The sequence below is a fragment of the Streptomyces sp. YIM 130001 genome, from assembly GCF_003574445.1.
Taxonomy (GTDB): domain Bacteria; phylum Actinomycetota; class Actinomycetes; order Streptomycetales; family Streptomycetaceae; genus Streptomyces.
The window spans coordinates 551,395-569,788 of record NZ_KZ984548.1 but is presented as its reverse complement, the minus strand read 5'-3'; the positions used below and the strand labels follow the sequence as shown (position 1 = coordinate 569,788).

Genomic DNA, 18,394 nt, shown 5'->3' with positions numbered 1-18,394 from the left:
TAGCGGCCGACCTGCTGAGTCCGGAGAGACGCCGCACCATTAGGTTCTCGGCATGACCAAGTTTCGTGATTTCAACTTCAAGCTGCTGGTGATCGAGCAGCTCATGTACACCGACAGGGTGCTGGGCGAGCCCTTCGACCTGGCGCGGTACATGCAGGAGCACCGCGGCGTCGACGACCTCTACCAGTACGGCTACGAGAACGAGTTGGGGTACACGGTCCTGGACGAGGCGCGGCACTACTTCGATTCCCTGGAGCTGAGCACCGAACAGCTGGCCATCGTCGAGGAGTTGGTCATCGACGGCGGGAGCGAGGTGTACATGCAGTGCACCTCGACGTGGGACGGCGAGGACGACCTGTTCGACGTGCGGTCGCTCGAGGATCTGGACCTGTTGCCGAACCTCAAGCGCATCGACGGCGCAGAGGAGTCACTGCTGGCCGTCCCGGACAAGCTGGAGATTCTCCGCGCACGCGGCATCGCCGCGGTCTAGCGCCGGCTTTCACCGCCCCGTTCCGCCCCCGAGCGGAACATGCTCCTCCCCAGCCGGCACCTGGGCCTTTCATGCACCGCCAAAAGGCCTGGTCGACCGGGCCCGGGTCCGCGATGCTCGTGTCCGATGCGGATCGAGGGCGGGGGCCTACCGCATCACTGCAGGTCCGGCCGGACCCGGCGCATGACCCAGTAGCCACGACGAACGGGGAGAAACTCATGGCACTTACCCGGGCAAAGTACGGAGTCGCGCTGGTCACTGCAGCCTTGGGTACCACGGTGTTCGCCGCCGCACCCGCGTCCGCGACCACGTCCACGTGGGACCGAAACTGCTCCAAGGACACCACCTACACCGCCACGGTCTCCGACCACGAGGCCACCACCAAGAAGTCGGGCAACGGCAACTGCCAGGGCCTCGCCTACGTTCGGATCAAGGTGGGAGGCGGCGGCTGGGGACCGTGGTCCGACGGCAGCAGCGGGACGGCGACCAAGCTGAGCCCCGTGTACAAGATCGTGAAGTCCCAGCACAAGGACTGCAATTGCAGCACGGCCAACTACCGCACGCTGACGCCATAGAGGTGCGGCCTGGCCTGCGGTTCGCGCAGCCTGTCGGGTGATCGACGACGTGTGACGGCCGGGCAGCGGGACGACTCTCGCGGCCCGGCCTTCGTTCCGCCCGCAGTGCCGGTCGGCGGTGGCCCCGCCCCGGACCCCGGCGATACTCCACGAGAACCGCATCACCTCGCACTCGACTTCCCCACGAGCGTCCGCACGCCCCGCGTCCTGCCGGCAATGACCGCCGTGCCGGTACTGCCGAGCCGATCACGGATCCGCCCGCCGGCGAGGCGGATCACCTGCTGTCGAACGGCGTTACGGCTCGTACGACTTCGTGGTGGGGCCGGTGAAGCCGATGGTCTGACGCCAGCTCAACTCCGCGACGCCGGGGTCCATTTCCTTCCGGAACACCACTCGGTTACCGATCCAGGAGAAGCGCGTCCGCTTCCAGTCGTCCTCGTGCTCCGTGACGTGCGTGTCCCACTCGTCGAGATCGCCGTCGCTCACCGCGGCGATGGACTTCCGCGCCGCCTCGCCGTAGCAGCCGTGGTCCCAGTGAGCGATGACCGCGACCGTGTTCCGGTACGTGCTCAGGTGGACCCCGCAGTCGTCGTCCCCCTTCACCGGGGACAGCACCCGGGGGCGGGACCATGGCGCGCCCTTGTCGCTCTGATGGCGTTCGACCAGTCCCTGCGCCGTGAACTTCACCAGTACGCGCCGCCCGTCCGCCAGCTCGACCGGGCCGTCCCAGTCGTTGGTCGTCTCGGGCGTCTCGACGGGCCACTCGGCACCGGCGACCCATCCCCCGACCAGCGCGAGCACGAGTGAACATGCGGCGATGGCCCGCCTTTTGGTCATGCCTGTGCCTCAACTTCCTGGACGCCCGTCAAGCGGGCCCCCGCCGGATTGTCTCGTGGTCGAGTCAGGGGCAGGCCCACCGGGCGGGGGCTGCGGCTCCTGTTGCTGAGCGAACGCCGCGCCTACCGTGCCGAACATGCTGTGCGAGGTGACGCCGACGCGCGAACCGCGCCAGGCGAGCCCGCCGCCGAAGAAGGCCGCGAGGCCGATCACCCCGGCGTACTGCGCGGGCAGGTGCAACGCCATGGCACCGACGATCGCCCCGGCAGCGAGTGCCGCAAGAAGCAGGACGACCGCAGCCTCGGTCATGCGTTGCCGGCGTGTTCTGGGAGCGTCAGGCTGCAGGTCGACAGGAAGGTCCGCGGAGTCGAGCAGGCCCAGCCATCTGCCCTCTGCGACACGTTCATTGACTGTGTGAACACGGCGTGCCAAGCCCAGCACCGCATCGGGCTCACCCCTGAGTACGTCGCCCATGGACGCGTCCAGTGCCGCAGCGACGCGACCGATGTGATCCTTGATCTCGGCCCGCCGCTCCGGACTGCACCCGGTGTGCCCGTGACGGGCAAAGCATTGCAATCCAGCACTCAACTCGCCTGTGTCTATGTCTAGTTGCAGCGTGGACCCACGGTTTGCCGAGCCGTTCAGCCGCTGCGAGCAAGCCTTCAGGACTATGTGGCAGTCCACCAACAACAACAGGTCGACCTCCAGCCCCCGGACCACGGCCCGCAACCGCCACGACGCGGGAAGCCAGATCATCGACCCGCCGAGCGTGATCACCAGCATCGCGGCCTGCACGGAAGGGATCGAGCTCCAGAGACTCAAGACGCACCCCGCTGGCACGCAGGTAATCACCATGAGCAATGTCAGCGTCAGGCGGGCACGCAGCCCGCCGTCCATCACCGCCGCGTCCTCGAAGCGCTCCGCCCCGATGGATGACGACCATTCCCAGTTCTGCACCACAGCGGCGTGCTCAGTATGAGTAGGTGCTCGCCGGACGACCCTGCGTCGAGCCCACTTCATCACTCCGCGACGCTTGGTCCAGGGCCGCCGGTCCAACTCCAGCGAGATCCACACGAACCGCAGGAACCACACCAGGCCAAGCCCGGCGGATGACAGACCCAGCACGAACAGGGCCGCTCGAACTGTGTCCCACTCGAGCATGGTTCCCTCCCACAGAAACAGCCGGGCCGCGAGATGGTTCTCGCGGCCCGGCCTCTGTTCGTGCGGAACTTCCTAGCTCTGCGAGCCGGCGTCCGCTTCTCCGCGCGGGAAGGCGACTTCCACGCGGCGGTTCTTCTTGCGTCCTTCCTCCGTGGAGTTGGACGCGATGGGGTAGTCCTCGCTGTATCCGCGGACCTCGAACGTGATGTCCGATCCGAGGGTCTTGGACAGCTGGTCGTGCACGGCGTCGGCGCGCTCCTTGGAGAGCTTCTTGCCGTGCGCGTACGAGCCCAGGTTGTCCGTGAAGCCGAACACCCGGACCTTCTTCGCACCCTGGGCCTCGACCTCGTCCGCGATCTCCTTGATACGGGCGTTGGCCTTGGGGTTGAGCTTGGCGCTGTCCTTGCCGAAGAGGACTTCGGCCTGGAGGGCGAACTTGACGTCCGACCCAGTGTCTTCTCGGCGCTCTTCGCCGCCCAAGTCCTCGATCACGGACTTGACGTCGAGCACCTTGGCGGGTGCCAGCGTGGCACCGTCGGAAAGCTTCAGGCCTGGGGAGTTCCCGTCGACCTTCGGCGGGGGCTGACTCGTCGTAGAGCCCGGTGGCTGACTGGGCTCGTCGTCAGCTTGTGCAGTACTGATGCTGAGTGTGGCGAGTAGGGCCACTGCGGTCACTGTCGTGGCCGCGACCCTGCCTTGCCTGCGGCGAGTGAGTGAGTGGTGCATGGGTCACTCACCCTCGGAGATCTCGATGGTGGCCGGCGGCATGTCGGCAATGTTGAAGTCGACCTTGGTAGCCGAGTCGGGAGGAGCGGGGAACTGGGCGAAGAACTCTCGCTCTTCAGACTGCTTGAACGACCCCTGGAATTGGGTGCACAAGCAACGCCCGTTCGTGTCCCGCAGGACCAGATACTTCTTCTTGCCCGCCTTGTCGACAAGGTTGGCTCCGGCCATAGAGAACGCGTTCTTCCGAAGTTCTGTCTCGTCACCGCGCCACGCGTTGGCGATCCAGCGATCCGACCCACCGTTCGACACCTTGCCCTTGACGGTGACGAAGCCGCCGCCGTCGCGAACTGCCGAGTTGATCGTCAGCTTGATGTCTTCATTGCCAGTGACCTCAGCAATGACCTTGTCCTCGGCCGGCTCTTCGGACCCCTTGTCCTTGTCGCCGTCCTTCGCCGGAGCCGACGTCTCCTTGCCGGAGTTCTCCTTGTCGTCGCCTCCGTCGCCACCACCGCAGCCGGCCACCGTGAGGACCAAGCCAGTCGTGATCGCCACCGCGGTCAGTGCCCTGCGGGCCTTCATGGTGTGCCGCTTACTCATCAGTACTGCTTCCTTCTCTCGTCATTCCGCCAGGTGCACCTTGAACAGGTCCTTGGCCGTGGGCAGATCGCCGGCATTGAAGGTCTTGGGATCGATGTCCCACATCCCACTGCCTTCGCAGTAGAACTTGACGACCTTGGTGGGGACGTCGGCGATCATGTGGCAACGCGGCTCGATCACCGCGGTTGCATCTGCCTTGGCATGCTTTTTCTCGGTGCCGGGAACCAGGGAGTCGCCGACCGTGTAATCGGTCTCGACCTTGGCCTTGATGGCGAAGTCGCTTGCTACGAAGGTGGCTTGAGGTGCGCCGTCGAGGTGTGACTTGTTCTGCTTGGCAAGCTGAGCAGCAGACGCCGCGCCGTTCGTGACGGGCGGTGTCTCTCCCTCTAGCGGCAGGACCCAGGCACCGGAGGGGATGCCTGCGATCACCTGGACCAACAACTCTTTACGAGCCTCTTTCGCAGCAGCGAGAGCGGCGGCGTCCGCAGCGGACTGTGCTCCACTGCGAGCTACCGCCGCCTTGGCGAAGACGAAGAAGACGAACGCGACAAAGAGCAGAATCCCCACCAGCCACACATACAGTGGGAGAGTCTGCCCTTTGTCGTTACGCAAGCGAAGTGTCACTCGCCGCCCGTGATGTCCTCGACCGCGGTCTCGATCGCGTCGGAGATCGTGTCGTCCAGGCCGAGCGCGTTCACCGCAACGACGATCGCGGCGATCAGCACCAGGAGACCGGCGTACTCCACGAAGCCGGCGCCCTCGTCCGCGTTCTTGCCCTGCATGCGGGAGACGACGGTGTTCTTCCAGTTGCTGAACTTCGACATGGTGTTCCCCTTTGGATTCAGCCGACCGGGAGTCGGCCGACGGTGACGTTTCTGAAGCTTTGGCGTCTTCCGCGTAACCGGCTTCCTCCTGGCCGGTGCCGCTTTCGACACGAGAAACGTACGTCGGAACACCGGTCCCAACAGAGGGTCCGTGGACCCAAGTGCGGGCCCAAAGGGTGAGTTGGGTCCTGCGGGTGGGAGCGGGCCCACCCGCCCTACCAGGGCGGGCGACAGCGCGCACAGCGCCCGCCCCCGTCGTCTTCGTCCTTCGCTCAGTGCTTCGCCCAGTCATGTCATCCATGGCTGTTCGACCCCTTCCCCCGCGCAGTGCCGAGCCAGACCGCAATGGCTTCGCTCCGGCTGACACTGTGCAACTTCGCGAATATCCGGTTGATGTGGTTCTTGACGGTCTTCTCGCTGATGAAGCAGGTGGCGGCGATTTGCTGGTTGCTCATGCCGGATGCAATGAGTTCCATGATCTCCACCTCCCTCGAGCTCAGTCCGAAGTCCTGCCGGTTCCGCTGGCCGCCGGGGGCAGAGGCGGACGAGAGTCCGCCACCGTGGGCCGGTACCGACTGTGGCACATTCGGTTGCAGATGCGAAGAGCTTTGGGGAGCTCGATACGAATTCGAGACACCTGGGCCCAGGTTGGGCCCAGAGCCACCCTGTGCAGTCGCATCCGGCGTGCTCGGATGACCAGGTATCCGGCCGTACGTCGGACCGGTGGCCGGCCCGGCGCCGGGGACCTGACTGGTGCCCGTGAACGGCACACCCGTCTCGTAGACCCGGCCGAGGCCCTCCGGGAGGCCCGGGGCCGCCTGTCCGCCGCGCATGTGGGACAGCAGGGCGTTCTGCGCCGAGGCGGTGAAGTGGGCGCGGCCCTCCTTGATGTCCCGGGTCGCGAGCACCAACTGCTCGGCCGTGAACTCCCCGTGGACCAGATAGCCGCCCGCGCCGAGGCGCAGCGCCTCCTGCACGATCGTCGACTCGCGGCTGTAGGTCAGCATCATGACCGGCGCCACCTGCACCAGGTACGGGAGCGCCGAGATGCCGTCCACGCCCGGCATGCGGACGTCGAGCAGGACCACGTCCGGGCGGTGCTGCTGCGCGGCGGCGAGCGCCTGGCGGCCGTCCGCTGCCTCGGCCACGACGACGATGTCGTCCCGGCCGTCGAGCAGCACGGTGAGGCCCGCGCGTACGACGGGGTTGTCGTCGGCGATGACCACGCGCAGTGGCGCCGGCTGCTCGATGGATCCGAACGGGTCGGTGCCCTGGGCCTGTTGGGGCCCGCTGGGGTCGTCGCCGTTCTGAGTCGGGGCAGGGAACGCCGCTGCCGGCGGGGGAAGGGGGACTTGAGCGGGGGTGTGCTCGGAGCGGGGCTCCGTGGTGTGCGAGGACGTGTGCTGGGACACGTGCGACGACACCTGCTGGGGCCCTGAGGTGTGCGAGCTCTCGTCCGGCATGAGCGGCCTCCTCTCGGGGGTGTTCGCGGGTGAGCGGGGGTGTGGGGGCTATTCGGTTGTGGGGTGGTGCGGTCCTGCGGTCCGGTGCTGACTCAGGTGATACCCGCCGCACTGGCGGACGGGAACCCGTGAGCCGGTGTGCGCTGGCTCTCCAGCGCCGCGAGGGGCAGGTCGAGCCGGACCTCCGTACCGCCGGCGCTTCTGCCGCGGCCGATCCGGATACGGGCGCCGACCGCGGCCGCCCGCTCGACCATGCCGACCAGGCCGAAGTGGCCGGCCTTGCGGAGTTCGTCGAGGTTGGTGCCGGCCGGCAGGCCCTTGCCGTCGTCGATGACGCTGATCCTGAGCAGGTCGCCCACGATGCCCATCTCGACGGCGACGCGCGAGGCGCCCGCATGCCGGTGGGTGTTCTCCAGGGCCTCGGCGGCGACGGTGAGCAGCTGGCGGGCCACGGCGTGCGGGACGGGCGGGACGGGGCCCTCACCGATCGGGAGCCAGACGCAGTTGACGCCGGTGCGGGCGCTGAAGTCCCTGACACGAGCGGCCAGTTCGTCGGTGACGTCGGTGCCGCCGCCGGCGTCCGAGTAGTCGGTTCTGCGACGCAGGTCGGAGAGCAGTTCGCGGGACTCCGAGGCGGCGCGGCGGGCCGAGCGGGAGACCAGGCCCGCCTGGTGCTTGACCGTCATGGGGTCCATGCGGTCCGCGCTGTTGGCGAGGGCTTCGGCGGCCATGGCGACGCCGTGCAGGGTCTTGGCGACGGAGTCGTGCATCTCGCGGGCCATGCGGGCGCGTTCGCCGTCCACCGCGTCGTTGACCGCGATACGGGAGTTGGCCTGGGAGAGGGCCTCGGTGGCGGTGCCGAAGCGGAGCATGAGATTGCGCAGGGTGACGCCGATGACTCCGGCCGCCACGCAGAAGCCGCTGATCAGAACGGTACTTGCGGGGCCTTCCATGCTCTTGGCCCAGCCGATGTAGGCAGCGGCGAGCACCAGGATCTGGAGGGCGGTGTAGATGCCCGCGCCGCGCCAGCCGTAGAGCAGTCCGGCCAGCAGCGGCGTACAGACCGTGGCGTAGCCGAGTGTCGAATCGGGGGAAGCGGTGAGCAGGAGTACGGCGCCGAAGACCAGGTCCACGGCCATCAGCCAGCGGTACTTGAGGACGAGCGGGCCGAGTGTCTCCCAGTCCCTGAGCATCGCGAGCGAACCCATCAGGCTGAAGACGACGGCGCCGCCGACCAGGACGTTGCCGACCTGGCCGTCCGCTCTGGCGAGGGCGAAGGGTGCGCCGATGACGATCATCGCGAGGCGGAAGCCGAAGACCTGGCGGCACAGCGCCTGCAGTGCGTTGAGCTGGATGGAGAGGCTGGGCGCGGGGGTGTCGTCGGCGAGGGCGGAGGTCATCACGGGCTCCGCCTCGGGGGCGCCGCCGTGAAGTTCAGCCGGTGGTGGCGTCCTGTTTCCCCGGGCGGGGGTGAACGCGCTCAGGGCGCCCTGTGGTGTCGGGGCGCCCTGGGCCGCGGCATCTGCTTCTGCGCGGCGGACGGTGCTGTCGAAGCCGGCCGGTTCAGGGGGCATGCCGGGCTCCTTTGCTGTGGTTCGCCATGATCAGCCGCCGAAGATGGAGCCGAAGTTGGTCTCCGAACCCAGGAACATTCCGCTGACGATGAGGATCAGCGTGGCCGGGACCATGAACACCAGGGTGACCATGGTGGTCTTCGGGATGGTCTTGGCCGCGCGGCGGCGGGAGTTCTGGGCGTCGGTGCGGCGCATGTCGTTGGCGATCTGGATCAGGGTGTCGGCGATCGGCGCACCGAGTTCCTCGCCCTGCTGGAGTGCCGTGACGAACTGCGAGACCTGCTCGGAGGCGTTGCGCTTGCGCAGTTCCTCGAAGGCGTTGCGGCGCGAGACACCCATGTCCATCTGGCGCAGAGTGATGTGGAGTTCGTCCGCCCACGGGCCCTTGTAGCGGTCGGCGACGCGCTCCAGGGCCTGGCGGAAGCCGAGACCGGCGCTCACGACGACCGCGAGGACGTCGAGGAAGTCGGGCAGGGTCCGCTCGATGACCTCACGGCGCTCCTTGATCGCCTGGGCGATGAGGGCGTCGGCGGCGAAGAAGCCGAAGGCGAAGGCCAGGAGCGCGAAGAGCGGCGATCCGCTCGCAAGCATCGACAGGCCGCAGATGAGGCCGAAGAGTCCGTAGACGGCACGGCGGGCGGCGTAGCGGTCGATGGTGAGACCGCCGGGGTTGCCCGCCTGGTCGATCTTGCGGCGCTTGGCCTCGACGTTCTTCGCGCCCATGACCCGCAGGACGGCGGGTGCGAAGCGCATGCCGAGACGGTCGACGGCAGAGTCGGCGCCCGATACGCGCGATCCGCCGATCTCCAGGGCGACGGCGAGGTCGGAGGGCAGCTTGGCGTCGGCCCGGTACATCCGGACGCCTTGGAAGACACCCGCAACGGCGAGTGCGAGCAGCAGTGCGAGGAGAAGTCCCAGCATGGTGTCGTCGTTCCCCTCTCTCAGACGTCGATCTTGCCGAGGCGGCGGATGACCACGAACCCGACGGTGTACAGGGCGAGCGAGACGAGCATGAGGATCTGACCGACGGGGCTGCCGGTCACCCTCGCCAACGCGCCCTCGTTCATGGCGTTCAGCATGAGCATCGCGCCGATGCCCAGGCAGGGGATGGTGAACGCGGTGGCGTTGACCTCGGAGAGCATGGTGCGGACCTCGCGCCGGGTCTCCTTGCGCTCCTCCAGGGTCTCGGTGAGGTTCCGCAGGGAGCCGACGATCGTACCGCCGGAGCGGTTGGACAGGACCAGGGTCGTCACGAGGACGATCAGCTCCCGGGAGGGGAGCCGTTCGGCGAGCTCGTTGAGGGTGTCGTCGATGGAGCGGCCGAGGGCCAACTCGTTGGACACCTTCGTGAGTTCCTCGCCCGCCGGAGCTTCGAGCTCGTCCGCGGCCATGGCGAGGGAGGTGCGCAGGGCCAGACCGGCCGAGGTGCCGTTCGCCAACAGGCGGGCCAGGTCAGGAAGTTGGCCGATGAACGCCTCAATACGCTTCTGCCGCTGCCAGTTGAGGAAGACGTTCGCCCCGTAGAGGCCGATCAGTCCGGCGATCGGACCGAAGAACGGCGCGAGCAGCGAGCTGGCTATCAGCCACAGCCCGATGACGGCCGCGACCATGTAGACGAAGAACTCGCCCGGCGTCAGGTCGAGTCCGGTCGCCGACAGCTTCAGCTGGACCTTCCGCCCGATGCCGGTCTTTCTGACCCGTCGGTCGATGGCGCTGAAGCGGCGGCCCCGCCCGATCTTGTGGTGGCCGGTGGCGAGCCGGTCCTCGAGTGCCTGTCGCTGGGCCTTGCCCGAGGCGTACGTATGGAGTCCGGCGACGGCGAGGGTGCCGCACAGGATGGTGCTGCCCAGGGCCAGCAGCGCGGGGTTGTTCATCTTCCGGCAGCCTCTCTCCGGGACTCGTGCCCGTGGGAGCTTGTGGGGACGTCGCAGGGGCGGGTGGGCCGGTGCGAGCGGACCGGGGGACGGTGGGGCGAGCGGTCGTGCAGGTGGTGCCCGGGTCGTGTCCGTGCAGAATTCCGCGGACACGGCCTGGCGCGCGTGGGCAGCGCGCTCGCCGGGTTCGCGCCGGCGGGACGCGAGCCCGGTGCCGTACGGCTGTGGGTGGGGACCATCAGTCGGCGGCCTCTCGGACGGCTCCGGCGCCTTCGGCGACGCCGAAGGCCGGCGGGATCGGCTCGTTCGCCATGAAGAGCCGGTCCGCGATACGGCGCGGCAGCGGCAGGTGCTCGAACTTGCCGCGCACCACGCGGTCGGAGTCGACCGGCTGCGCCGCGTAGCGCGACACCGTGGCGATCTTGAACTGTTCGCGGCCGTGCGAGACGAGGAGCGCGATCTCGGTGATCTTCCTGGAACCGTCGGCGAAACGGGTCAGCTGGACGACCACGTCGATGGCCGAGTTGATCTGGTCCTTCAGGGCCTCGAAGGGGATCTTGACCTCGGACATGGAACCCAGGGTCATCAGACGCATCAGGGCGTCCTCGGCCGTGTTGGCGTGCACGGTGGCGAGCGAGCCGTCGTGACCGGTGGACATCGCCTGGAGCATGTCGAGGGTCTCACCGCCACGGACCTCACCGACGATGATGCGGTCGGGGCGCATACGCAGGGAGTTGCGGACCAGGTCGCGGATGGTGATCTGGCCCTTGCCCTCCACGTTCGGCGGGCGGGACTCGAGGCGGATCACGTGCGCCTGCTGGAGCTGGAGTTCGGCCGAGTCCTCGATGGTGATGATGCGCTCGTGGTCGGGGATCAGCGCCGAGAGCGAGTTCAGCAGCGTCGTCTTACCCGTACCGGTACCGCCGGAGACGATGACGTTGAAGCGGGCCCGCACGAAGCCGCTGAGCAGCATCAGCATCTGTTCGTCGAGCGAACCGAGCCGGATGAGCTCGCTGAGCTTGTACGGCTTGGGGAAGCGTCGGATCGTGAGCGTGGCGCCGGTGAGGCTGAGCGGCGGGATGATCACGTTGACGCGCTCGCCGCTGGGGAGGCGGGCGTCGACCATGGGCGTGGACTCGTCGACGCGGCGGTTGACCGTGGAGACGATGCGCTCGATGGTCTGCATCAGCTGCTCGTTCGACGCGAAGCGCATCGGGAGCTGTTCCACCCGGCCCGCGCGCTCGACGAAGATCGCGTCGGGGCCGTTCACCATGATTTCCGTGACGGACGCGTCCTCGAGGAGTGGCTCGAGGACACCGAGGCCGAGGGCCTCGTCGACGACGCGACGGACCAACTGCGAGCGCTGCGAGGTCGAGAGGACCGGGCCCTCTCGGCTGATGATGTGGCCGAGGACGCGCTCCAGGCGGGCGCGCCGTTCGGCTGCCGCGAGGTTCGACATCTCGGCGAGGTCGATCTCCTCGAGCAGCTTGGCCCGGTAGACGGCCACGATGTGGTCGTCCTCGCGTCCCGCGCCGTTGTCCTCCGGGGAGGCGATTCGGGCCCGCAGGCTCATTTCTGTCCACTCCTTACGTGGTGCGCTCCGGGCGGGGGCCCGGAGGTGTGGCACGGACGACGCGGCGTCGTGTGCCTGCTAGTCGTCGGCGGGCATGGTCACTTCCCGCTCCGCCTCCCAGCCGAAGTCGGCGAACGGGACGAGGGTGGGGATCTCGACGGTCGCCTTCACGGTGACCGTGTCGCCCATGCCGGGGGTGTCGATGTCCGTCTTGTCGGCGAGCCAGTCGCTCATGGCGGCCTTGGCGCTGAGTTCGGCGGACGCACCCTGGGCGGCGGACCGGGCGCCGGCGCGGGCGGCGGATCCTGCCTGGGAGTAGCTGTAGCCGACGAGGCCGAGCTGGATCACGGCCATGCCGATGAGGAGGAGCAGGGGGAGGAAGCCGGTGAATTCGAGGATCGCGGATCCTCGGTCTCCTTTTGCCCTGGCGACCGGGCCGGAGCGGGAGGTGCTGCCCTCCGGGCCTGCTGCGGCCGTGGCGGTGCGGAGGGATGCCCCTGACCGCGCCTTCCCGAAAACGGGACTCCGCCCCGGGCCCGGGTCCTCGAACGCCGGACGGGCTATCAAAAGCTTCTGCATGGGTCAGCCCTCCTGGGCGGCGCCGGCTTCGCCCGTGACGTGCCAGCCTGCGTTGAAGCCTGGGAAGAAGAGGGGGACGTCGACGTCCACCTTGGCGGTGTAGATGGCGCCGCCGGGTTCGGTGCCGCAGTCGGCGGTGAAGCTCTTCTGCCAGGAGTCCGGCAGCCGCTTCTTGGCGTGGTCCTCGCACTCGGTCTGGCTGACCGCTCCCCGTACACCGGCGACCGCGCCCGCTCGTGCGCCCTCGTCCGCGGCGTTGCCCGCGAGGGAGTACGAGTAGCCGTAGAGGACCGCCTGCCACAGGATCGCGACGATGGCGAGGATGACCGGGGCCATCCCGGCGAACTCGATGGTGACCGAGCCGGAGTCGCCGCCGCGGCGGCGCTTGAGGCCGATGGAGCCGCGGTCGTCCTTCTCCAGGCTGGCCGTTGCCGTACCTCGCTTGCCGGCTTTGTTCTTGCCGTCCTTGCCTTCCGGTGTCTTCACCAGGCCCAGCTCCCCCGCCAATCCCCAGAGTGCTTGCTTGACCGTGCTCCGGCTCTCCAGGTCCTGCAGCCGGCCCGCGTCGACGGCCGTCTGCAGTTCCTTGAAGTTGGACGGGATCGCAGCGGTCGCGACCCGGGTCCCGGTGATCCGTTCCACCAGTGGCGGCTGGATCTCCGTGTTGCGGGTGTAGCGGTTGACGACGGTGACCGTCTCCTCGGCCTTGCGGATCTGGAGACGGTCCCAGAGGCGGACCATACGCTTGGCCGCGCGCACCGACACGACGTCGGGCGTAACGATCAGGAGGGCCTGGTCGGCCATTTCGACGGCGGCGGCGTTGGCGCCGCTCATCTGGGTGCCGCAGTCGACGACCACCACTTCGTAGCGGTTGCGCAGGGCGCTGACGGCCTGGCGGGCTACGCGGTCGGTGACTTCCTCGCCGCGCTCGCCCTCGGCGGGCGCGAGCAGGATGCCGATGCCGGTCGGGTGGGCGAAGACCGCGTCCTGCAGCACGCGCGGGCTGATGTCGCTGATGCCCGCGAGGTCGACTATGGAACGCCGGAACTGCACGTCCAGGTACGAGGCGACGTCACCCGACTGCAGGTCCAGGTCGAGGATGGCCACGCTCTTGCCCGACGCCCGTGCCGCCAGGGCGAGTTGGACCGTGGTCAGCGTGGTGCCGACCCCGCCCTTCGACCCGGTGACGGTGACGACGGTCCCGCCGGGACCGGTGAACACATCGGCGCTGCTGCTGAGGTGCTTGCGTACGCCGACGGCCCAGGCGGCGGCCGTCGAGACGCGGGCCGTCAACTCCTCGTATCCCAGAGGGAGTCCGATGAGTCCGCGGGCACCTGCGTCCATGGCCGCGGAGAACAGCCCGGGGCTCGGGTCGGCGGTGATCAGTACGACACCGACCCCCGGGAAGCGGAGACCGACTTCCCGCATCAGCTCCAGGGCCGGTACCGGGCCGATCCGCTCGTGGACCAGGACCACCTCGGGCAGCTCGTCGAGCGACTCGCCCGCGAGGCGGGCCAGGGTGTCGAGCAGCGCCGTCGAATCGGAGACCGGCAGTGCCGGCTCCGCGTCGGGGAGCTGACTGAGGAGGGTGGACAGGGAGCGTGCGGCGTCGGGATCGCCGACGGCAGGGAGGATACGGGTGGTCACTAGTCCCTCACTTGTCCTCGTCGAGGGTGTAGCTGCGGTCGTCCGGCGAGATGGTGGTCGCGCCGCCCTGGCCGATGAGGGCCAGCCGGACGTGCGAGGCGAACGACTCGGCGTAGGCCACGCGCTGGGCGTCGAGCGTGTTCAGGGCGAAGGTGATCGGCACGGCCTCGGTGGGCTTGCCGGAGCGGTCGTCCTCCTTGGGCTCGAGCGGGGTCAGCTGACCGACGTCGAGGACCTTGGCGTTCTGGACGATGACCTTCGACTGGTTCTTTCCGCCGCGGTCGGGCGCCTCGAAGGTGGCGTAGATGTTGACCGTGGAGCCGGGCTTGATCTTGCCGGCGACGCCGGTCGCGGCGTCGATCATGATGGCGATCTCCTGCTCGCCCTCGCCCAGTTCGGGCTGGCGGACGATCATGTCGTTCTGCAGGAGAGAGCCGCTCCTGAGCTGGGTGACGGCGATCTTGCCCCGGATCTCGCCGAGGTCCGTGACGGCGTTCTTGGACATCCACCGCTCGGGCATCTTGATTTTTTCGAACTGCGAGGCGTTGAGCTTCTTGTACGGGGCTATGTCGCCCTTCAGGCGGTACGCCTCGACCTCGGGGCCGACCTTGGAGTTCACGTCACGGATCACCGATAGCACTCCGGCGAACGCGCCGAAGGCGCACAGGACCGAGAGGAGCAGCAGGATGACGCCGCGGCGCTGGCGAGAGTTCATGGGGCGAACAACCTCGTTCAGGGACGTTTGTAAGACGGACTGGGGGGCGTTGGTGGGGCTGGGATGGGGCTTTTATGGGGCTGTGTTGCGAGCGGAGTGGTGCGGTGGGGCGGGTGGTGCTTCGCGCGGTCGGACGGGTGAGGCTTGAGCGGCGGAACGGTTGAGCGATGAAGCAACGTGTCAGGGACCGGTCACGGGGTGTTCGTTTCTGGAAGAGAGGACACCACCGGAGCCCGTTTGGTTCTCGGGTGGCAGCAGCGGCGAGGAACAGAACCCACAGCGGTCACCGATAAGTTCGAGTCCGCACCAATGGCACTCTTCGCGTCGTACGGAGGAGACCAGCTGGTAAAGAACGGAGATGTCCGGAATCGCCGCGGCGAACTCGGTGAGTTTGGGGGTCGCCCACCAGCGCGAGGACTCCGCCGGCAGATGCGCCTCGCCGACGCCCTGCACCTGCCAGGCGGGCGCGAGCGTCTTCGTCACCCACTCGGTCTGCAACTGACCCTTCGCCACGAGGAGCTGCGTGCCGAACTCGGGCCCGTTCAGCATCGCGGTCTGGCCGGCGGAGCCGCCCAGCTTGACGAGCTGCGGATCCGGATTGGCCAGGACCGCGAACTGCGAGCCGGGCACCCACGATTTCGCGTGCGCCTTCAGGCTCACGGGGACGCGGTCCAGCTTCGCCACGGAACCGAGTACGGCGCCGGAGTAGATGTAGTGCGAGAGGAGCCGCGCGGCCGAGGCGAGGACGCCCGGACTGAAGTCGCAGATCGAGAGCTGCCGCAGCTGCAGGGCCAGCATCGCGATGCCGAGCGGCGGCAGATCGAGGTGAAGCAGTGCGATCCGGTCGGATTCCAGTACAGAACGGACCGTGTGCAGCCGGTGCACGGCAGGGGCGGGGAGCGAGGCGGGGCAGAGCGCGACGACGTATCCGTGCTGCTCGAGCAGGACGTTCATCTCCGCGAGCGACTGCTCGAGGCTCTGCTCTTCACTCCCCTTGCCCGCCTGCAGAATTGCGGCAGGCGGCGTTTGCTGATCGGTCGCTGGCAGAACCAGATCAGGACTGGTCACTGCTATGGCGGTCGGCACGCTGCATTCCCCGTTCGCTGCGACGGGTACGCGATGCACCCGCCTCAGATCGTCACTACGACGTCCTCCTGCATCAGCACCATATCCAGGTCATGCCCTGATCAACACACCAATCATATAACTCCTGGTCAGTCCATGATCAACTGGTCAGGACGATCATTCGGTACGCCGCTCAACGCATGACCGGAAAGCGGTACTTGAAGTACCGCCGCAGTCGCGGGAGTCCCGGCGGCCGAATTACCCCGCCCCAAAAGAAGACGAACGTCACAGCGGTGGGATCTCAAGAGGTGGACCGGAGGGCCCATTTGAGTACTGGTCGAGTAGCTCGGGAAGTACCGCCCGCCACCGGCTGATTCATTCCGGTCGCACGGTAATGGGCGATTTGTGTGCGGGGTGGGGGTACGGAACGGGGCCGGGGCGGGCTCCGGGGCGGGCCCGGGGTGCGCCCGTACCGGCGTCGCGGACGGCCGCGTTCCGCCTCCGCCCCGCATGGCGCCGGGATCTCTCGCACCGCCTCAACAGGCCCTGTTGCCACAGGTCTTGACAACTCAATTGGTCTGGACCAGATTGCGGTCTGATCGGCCACTCCCTCACCCCCGACACCCCCGACACCCCCATCGGATTCCCCCCACCGATCCCCCACCCCCCCACCCAGGAGGTAGTAAATGCACCGCAAAGCACGTAGAACCCCTGGAAAAGCCATAGCCGGCGCAGTAGTTGCCGGTGTCGCGGCCTGCGGACTCGCCATCACCTCGCTCGCGTCGGGCGCCGGCGCGGCCGAGACGGACGACGACATCCACAAGGTCTCGGTCGGCGCGGCCGACGTACCGAAGCACGCCGTGACCGGTTACTGGCAGAACTTCGACAACGGCGCCACGGTGCAGACCCTCGCCGAGGTGCAGGACGACTACGACATCATCGCGGTCGCCTTCGCCGACGCCACGGCCACGCAGGGCGGCGTCGAGTTCAACCTCGACTCGGAGGGCCTCGGCGGCTACACCGACGACCAGTTCAAGGCCGACATCAAGCAGAAGCAGGCCGACGGCAAGTCCGTGGTCATCTCGGTGGGCGGCGAGAAGGGCACGGTCGCGGTCAACGACGACGCCTCCGCGACAGCCTTCGCCGACTCGATCGGCGCCCTCATGGAGGAGTACAACTTCGACGGCGTCGACATCGACCTGGAGAACGGCCTCAACTCCACCTACATGAGCAAGGCCCTGAAGTCGATCGCCGAGAAGGCGCCGGGCCTGGTCATCACGATGGCCCCGCAGACCGTCGACATGCAGTCGCCCGAAGGCGAGTACTTCAAGACGGCGCTCGAGATCAAGGACATCCTCACCGTCGTCAACATGCAGTACTACAACAGCGGTTCGATGCTCGGCTGCGACGGACAGGTCTACAACCAGGGCACGGTCGACTTCCTGACCGGCCTCGCCTGCATCCAGCTGGAGGGCGGCCTCGACGCCTCCCAGGTCGGTATCGGCACCCCGGCCTCACCGAGCGCGGCCGGCGGCGGCCACGTCGACGGCGACGTGGTGAACGCGGCCCTGGACTGCCTCGCCAAGGGCGAGAACTGCGGATCCTTCAAGCCGGACAAGACGTACCCGGACATCCGCGGAGCCATGGCCTGGTCCACCAACTGGGACGCCTCGGCCGGTGACGCCTGGTCCGGCACAGTCGGCCCCCACGTCCACGGCCTCTCCTGACCCCACCCCCGCGCCACCACCCGGCGCACACCGATCCTGCAGCGCCGCCGCTCCCCCGGCGGCGCTGCGGTGTGTTCGGGGGCCCTGCGCGGGACGGGATCAACTCCCCTGCCTCACCAGGGCAGTTCGCGTACCTGCTGGATGCACAGGACGATGAAGAGGAGGCCCGAGACGGTGAGCATGGTGTTGCTGAGGGGGCCGTTGCGCCATTCCCGTGGGGTACGGGAGGAGTTGAGCAGCCAGACCAGGGTGAGGGCCAGGAAGGGCATGAAGAAGGCGCCGAGTACGCCATAGGTGATGACCAGGCCGAAGGGCTGGTCCAGCCAGAGGAGGGTCATCGGCGGGAAGGTCAGCCAGAGGAGGTAGGCGCGGAACGGGCCGGAGCGCTCCTTGACTCCCGCGGCCACCAGGACCGCCGAACCCGCCTCCGTCGAGACCCCCTTGCGGTCCTTCTGGAGTCGCTCGACGAAGTCGGCGAAGAGCAGGCTGACGCCGTGCCAGACGCCGATCAGGGACGAGAACGAAGTGGCGAAGAAGCCGATCAGGAACAGCTTCGCGGTCGCGGCACCGTACTCGCTCTCCAGGACGGCACCGAGGTCGACGAGCCCCTTGTCACCGGTGGACAGGGCGATCTGGGAGGCGTGCAGCAGCTCCGCGCCGACGATCAGCATGGCCACCACGAAGATGCCGGTGGTGATGTACGCGACCCGGTTGTCGAGCCGCATCACCTTCATCCAGCCGCTGTTGGTCCAGCCCTTGGCGTTCACCCAGTAGCCGTACGCCGCCATGGTGATCGTGCCGCCGACGCCGCCGATCAGGCCGAGGGTGTAGAGCAGCGAGCCGTCCGGCAGTACGGGCGCGAGACCGGCGAAGGCCGCGCCCAGGTCCGGGCCCACCCGGATCGCCAGGTACACCACGACCACGAACATCACGCCGACCATGACCGTCATGACCTTCTCGAAGACGG

Annotated in this window: 19 protein-coding genes; 3 read left to right on the top strand and 16 right to left on the bottom strand. The window is 67.9% G+C overall.

Features of this window, described 5'->3' with window-relative positions:
- Positions 1-52: 52 nt before the first annotated feature.
- Together DSC45_RS02670 and DSC45_RS02665 are read left to right on the top strand one after the other, a co-directional pair.
- A complete protein-coding gene (locus DSC45_RS02670) occupies positions 53-490 on the top strand; it encodes a DUF6892 domain-containing protein (RefSeq protein ID WP_119286592.1) in 438 nt (145 codons plus the stop codon).
- A 218-nt stretch (positions 491-708) separates the two neighbouring features.
- Positions 709-1,065, top strand: a complete 357-nt coding sequence (locus DSC45_RS02665; protein WP_162929095.1) for a hypothetical protein — start codon at positions 709-711, stop codon at positions 1,063-1,065.
- A gap of 294 nt (positions 1,066-1,359) precedes the next feature.
- Here DSC45_RS02665 and DSC45_RS02660 read toward each other — a convergent pair whose 3' ends face one another.
- The 15 genes from DSC45_RS02660 to DSC45_RS02590 all read right to left on the bottom strand — a co-directional run bounded on the left by DSC45_RS02660 (position 1,360) and on the right by DSC45_RS02590 (position 15,721).
- A complete protein-coding gene (locus tag DSC45_RS02660; RefSeq protein WP_119286588.1) occupies positions 1,360-1,902 on the bottom strand; it encodes a hypothetical protein in 543 nt (180 codons plus the stop codon).
- 9 nt (positions 1,903-1,911) lie between these two features.
- Positions 1,912-3,063 carry a hypothetical protein gene (locus DSC45_RS02655; RefSeq protein ID WP_119286586.1) on the bottom strand — a complete coding sequence of 384 codons (1,152 nt, stop codon included), beginning with the start codon at positions 3,061-3,063 and terminating at the stop codon, positions 1,912-1,914.
- Between the two features lie 72 nt (positions 3,064-3,135).
- On the bottom strand, positions 3,136-3,789 hold the full coding sequence (locus tag DSC45_RS02650; protein ID WP_119286584.1) for an OmpA family protein: 654 nt from the start codon (positions 3,787-3,789) through the stop codon (positions 3,136-3,138).
- Between the two features lie 3 nt (positions 3,790-3,792).
- A complete protein-coding gene (locus tag DSC45_RS02645; RefSeq protein WP_119286583.1) occupies positions 3,793-4,386 on the bottom strand; it encodes a hypothetical protein in 594 nt (197 codons plus the stop codon).
- A 21-nt stretch (positions 4,387-4,407) separates the two neighbouring features.
- Positions 4,408-4,998, bottom strand: a complete 591-nt coding sequence (locus tag DSC45_RS02640) for a pilus assembly protein TadG-related protein (RefSeq protein ID WP_119286581.1) — start codon at positions 4,996-4,998, stop codon at positions 4,408-4,410.
- 8 nt (positions 4,999-5,006) lie between these two features.
- Positions 5,007-5,210: a hypothetical protein gene (locus DSC45_RS02635; protein ID WP_119286580.1), complete on the bottom strand. Its 204-nt coding sequence runs from the start codon at positions 5,208-5,210 to the stop codon at positions 5,007-5,009.
- Between the two features lie 293 nt (positions 5,211-5,503).
- Entirely contained in the window at positions 5,504-6,673 is a 1,170-nt protein-coding gene (locus DSC45_RS02630; RefSeq protein WP_119286578.1) for a response regulator transcription factor, read from the bottom strand.
- Positions 6,674-6,765: 92 nt separating this feature from the next.
- Complete coding sequence (locus tag DSC45_RS02625) at positions 6,766-8,073, bottom strand: sensor histidine kinase (RefSeq protein WP_205571232.1); 1,308 nt, start codon at positions 8,071-8,073, stop codon at positions 6,766-6,768.
- Between the two features lie 204 nt (positions 8,074-8,277).
- Entirely contained in the window at positions 8,278-9,168 is an 891-nt protein-coding gene (locus DSC45_RS02620; protein WP_119286575.1) for a DUF5936 domain-containing protein, read from the bottom strand.
- A 20-nt stretch (positions 9,169-9,188) separates the two neighbouring features.
- On the bottom strand, positions 9,189-10,121 hold the full coding sequence (locus tag DSC45_RS02615; protein ID WP_119286573.1) for a type II secretion system F family protein: 933 nt from the start codon (positions 10,119-10,121) through the stop codon (positions 9,189-9,191).
- 238 nt (positions 10,122-10,359) lie between these two features.
- The gene (locus tag DSC45_RS02610; protein WP_119286571.1) at positions 10,360-11,694 is read right to left on the bottom strand and encodes a TadA family conjugal transfer-associated ATPase; all 1,335 of its coding nucleotides are present in this window, start codon (positions 11,692-11,694) and stop codon (positions 10,360-10,362) included.
- A 78-nt stretch (positions 11,695-11,772) separates the two neighbouring features.
- Positions 11,773-12,273 carry a TadE family protein gene (locus DSC45_RS02605; protein WP_119286569.1) on the bottom strand — a complete coding sequence of 167 codons (501 nt, stop codon included), beginning with the start codon at positions 12,271-12,273 and terminating at the stop codon, positions 11,773-11,775.
- A gap of 3 nt (positions 12,274-12,276) precedes the next feature.
- Positions 12,277-13,920, bottom strand: coding sequence for an AAA family ATPase (locus DSC45_RS02600; protein ID WP_119286567.1), 1,644 nt, complete (start codon positions 13,918-13,920; stop codon positions 12,277-12,279).
- Between the two features lie 7 nt (positions 13,921-13,927).
- Entirely contained in the window at positions 13,928-14,635 is a 708-nt protein-coding gene (cpaB, locus tag DSC45_RS02595; protein ID WP_119286566.1) for a Flp pilus assembly protein CpaB, read from the bottom strand.
- Positions 14,636-14,815: 180 nt separating this feature from the next.
- Entirely contained in the window at positions 14,816-15,721 is a 906-nt protein-coding gene (locus DSC45_RS02590; protein WP_119286564.1) for a hypothetical protein, read from the bottom strand.
- Between the two features lie 665 nt (positions 15,722-16,386).
- On the opposite strand from DSC45_RS02590, the gene DSC45_RS02585 reads away from it, so the two are divergent.
- Entirely contained in the window at positions 16,387-17,427 is a 1,041-nt protein-coding gene (locus tag DSC45_RS02585; protein WP_119286562.1) for a chitinase, read from the top strand.
- A 113-nt stretch (positions 17,428-17,540) separates the two neighbouring features.
- Here DSC45_RS02585 and DSC45_RS02580 read toward each other — a convergent pair.
- Positions 17,541-18,394 (bottom strand): Nramp family divalent metal transporter (locus tag DSC45_RS02580; protein ID WP_162929094.1); only part of this gene is annotated, 854 nt, incomplete at its 5' end.

Excerpts from the sequence above, each read along its gene's own strand:
- DSC45_RS02585 (WP_119286562.1), top strand. The coding sequence starts at position 16,387 with ATGCACCGCAAAGCACGTAGAACCCCTGGAAAAGCCATAGCCGGCGCA.
- DSC45_RS02625 (WP_205571232.1), bottom strand. The coding sequence starts at position 8,073 with ATGACCTCCGCCCTCGCCGACGACACCCCCGCGCCCAGCCTCTCCATC.
- DSC45_RS02665 (WP_162929095.1), top strand. The coding sequence starts at position 709 with ATGGCACTTACCCGGGCAAAGTACGGAGTCGCGCTGGTCACTGCAGCC.
- cpaB (WP_119286566.1), bottom strand. The coding sequence starts at position 14,635 with ATGAACTCTCGCCAGCGCCGCGGCGTCATCCTGCTGCTCCTCTCGGTC.
- DSC45_RS02610 (WP_119286571.1), bottom strand. The coding sequence starts at position 11,694 with ATGAGCCTGCGGGCCCGAATCGCCTCCCCGGAGGACAACGGCGCGGGA.
- DSC45_RS02655 (WP_119286586.1), bottom strand. The coding sequence starts at position 3,063 with ATGCTCGAGTGGGACACAGTTCGAGCGGCCCTGTTCGTGCTGGGTCTG.
- DSC45_RS02645 (WP_119286583.1), bottom strand. The coding sequence starts at position 4,386 with ATGAGTAAGCGGCACACCATGAAGGCCCGCAGGGCACTGACCGCGGTG.
- DSC45_RS02660 (WP_119286588.1), bottom strand. The coding sequence starts at position 1,902 with ATGACCAAAAGGCGGGCCATCGCCGCATGTTCACTCGTGCTCGCGCTG.
- DSC45_RS02630 (WP_119286578.1), bottom strand. The coding sequence starts at position 6,673 with ATGCCGGACGAGAGCTCGCACACCTCAGGGCCCCAGCAGGTGTCGTCG.
- DSC45_RS02620 (WP_119286575.1), bottom strand. The coding sequence starts at position 9,168 with ATGCTGGGACTTCTCCTCGCACTGCTGCTCGCACTCGCCGTTGCGGGT.
- DSC45_RS02670 (WP_119286592.1), top strand. The coding sequence starts at position 53 with ATGACCAAGTTTCGTGATTTCAACTTCAAGCTGCTGGTGATCGAGCAG.
- DSC45_RS02650 (WP_119286584.1), bottom strand. The coding sequence starts at position 3,789 with ATGCACCACTCACTCACTCGCCGCAGGCAAGGCAGGGTCGCGGCCACG.
- DSC45_RS02635 (WP_119286580.1), bottom strand. The coding sequence starts at position 5,210 with ATGTCGAAGTTCAGCAACTGGAAGAACACCGTCGTCTCCCGCATGCAG.
- DSC45_RS02605 (WP_119286569.1), bottom strand. The coding sequence starts at position 12,273 with ATGCAGAAGCTTTTGATAGCCCGTCCGGCGTTCGAGGACCCGGGCCCG.
- DSC45_RS02615 (WP_119286573.1), bottom strand. The coding sequence starts at position 10,121 with ATGAACAACCCCGCGCTGCTGGCCCTGGGCAGCACCATCCTGTGCGGC.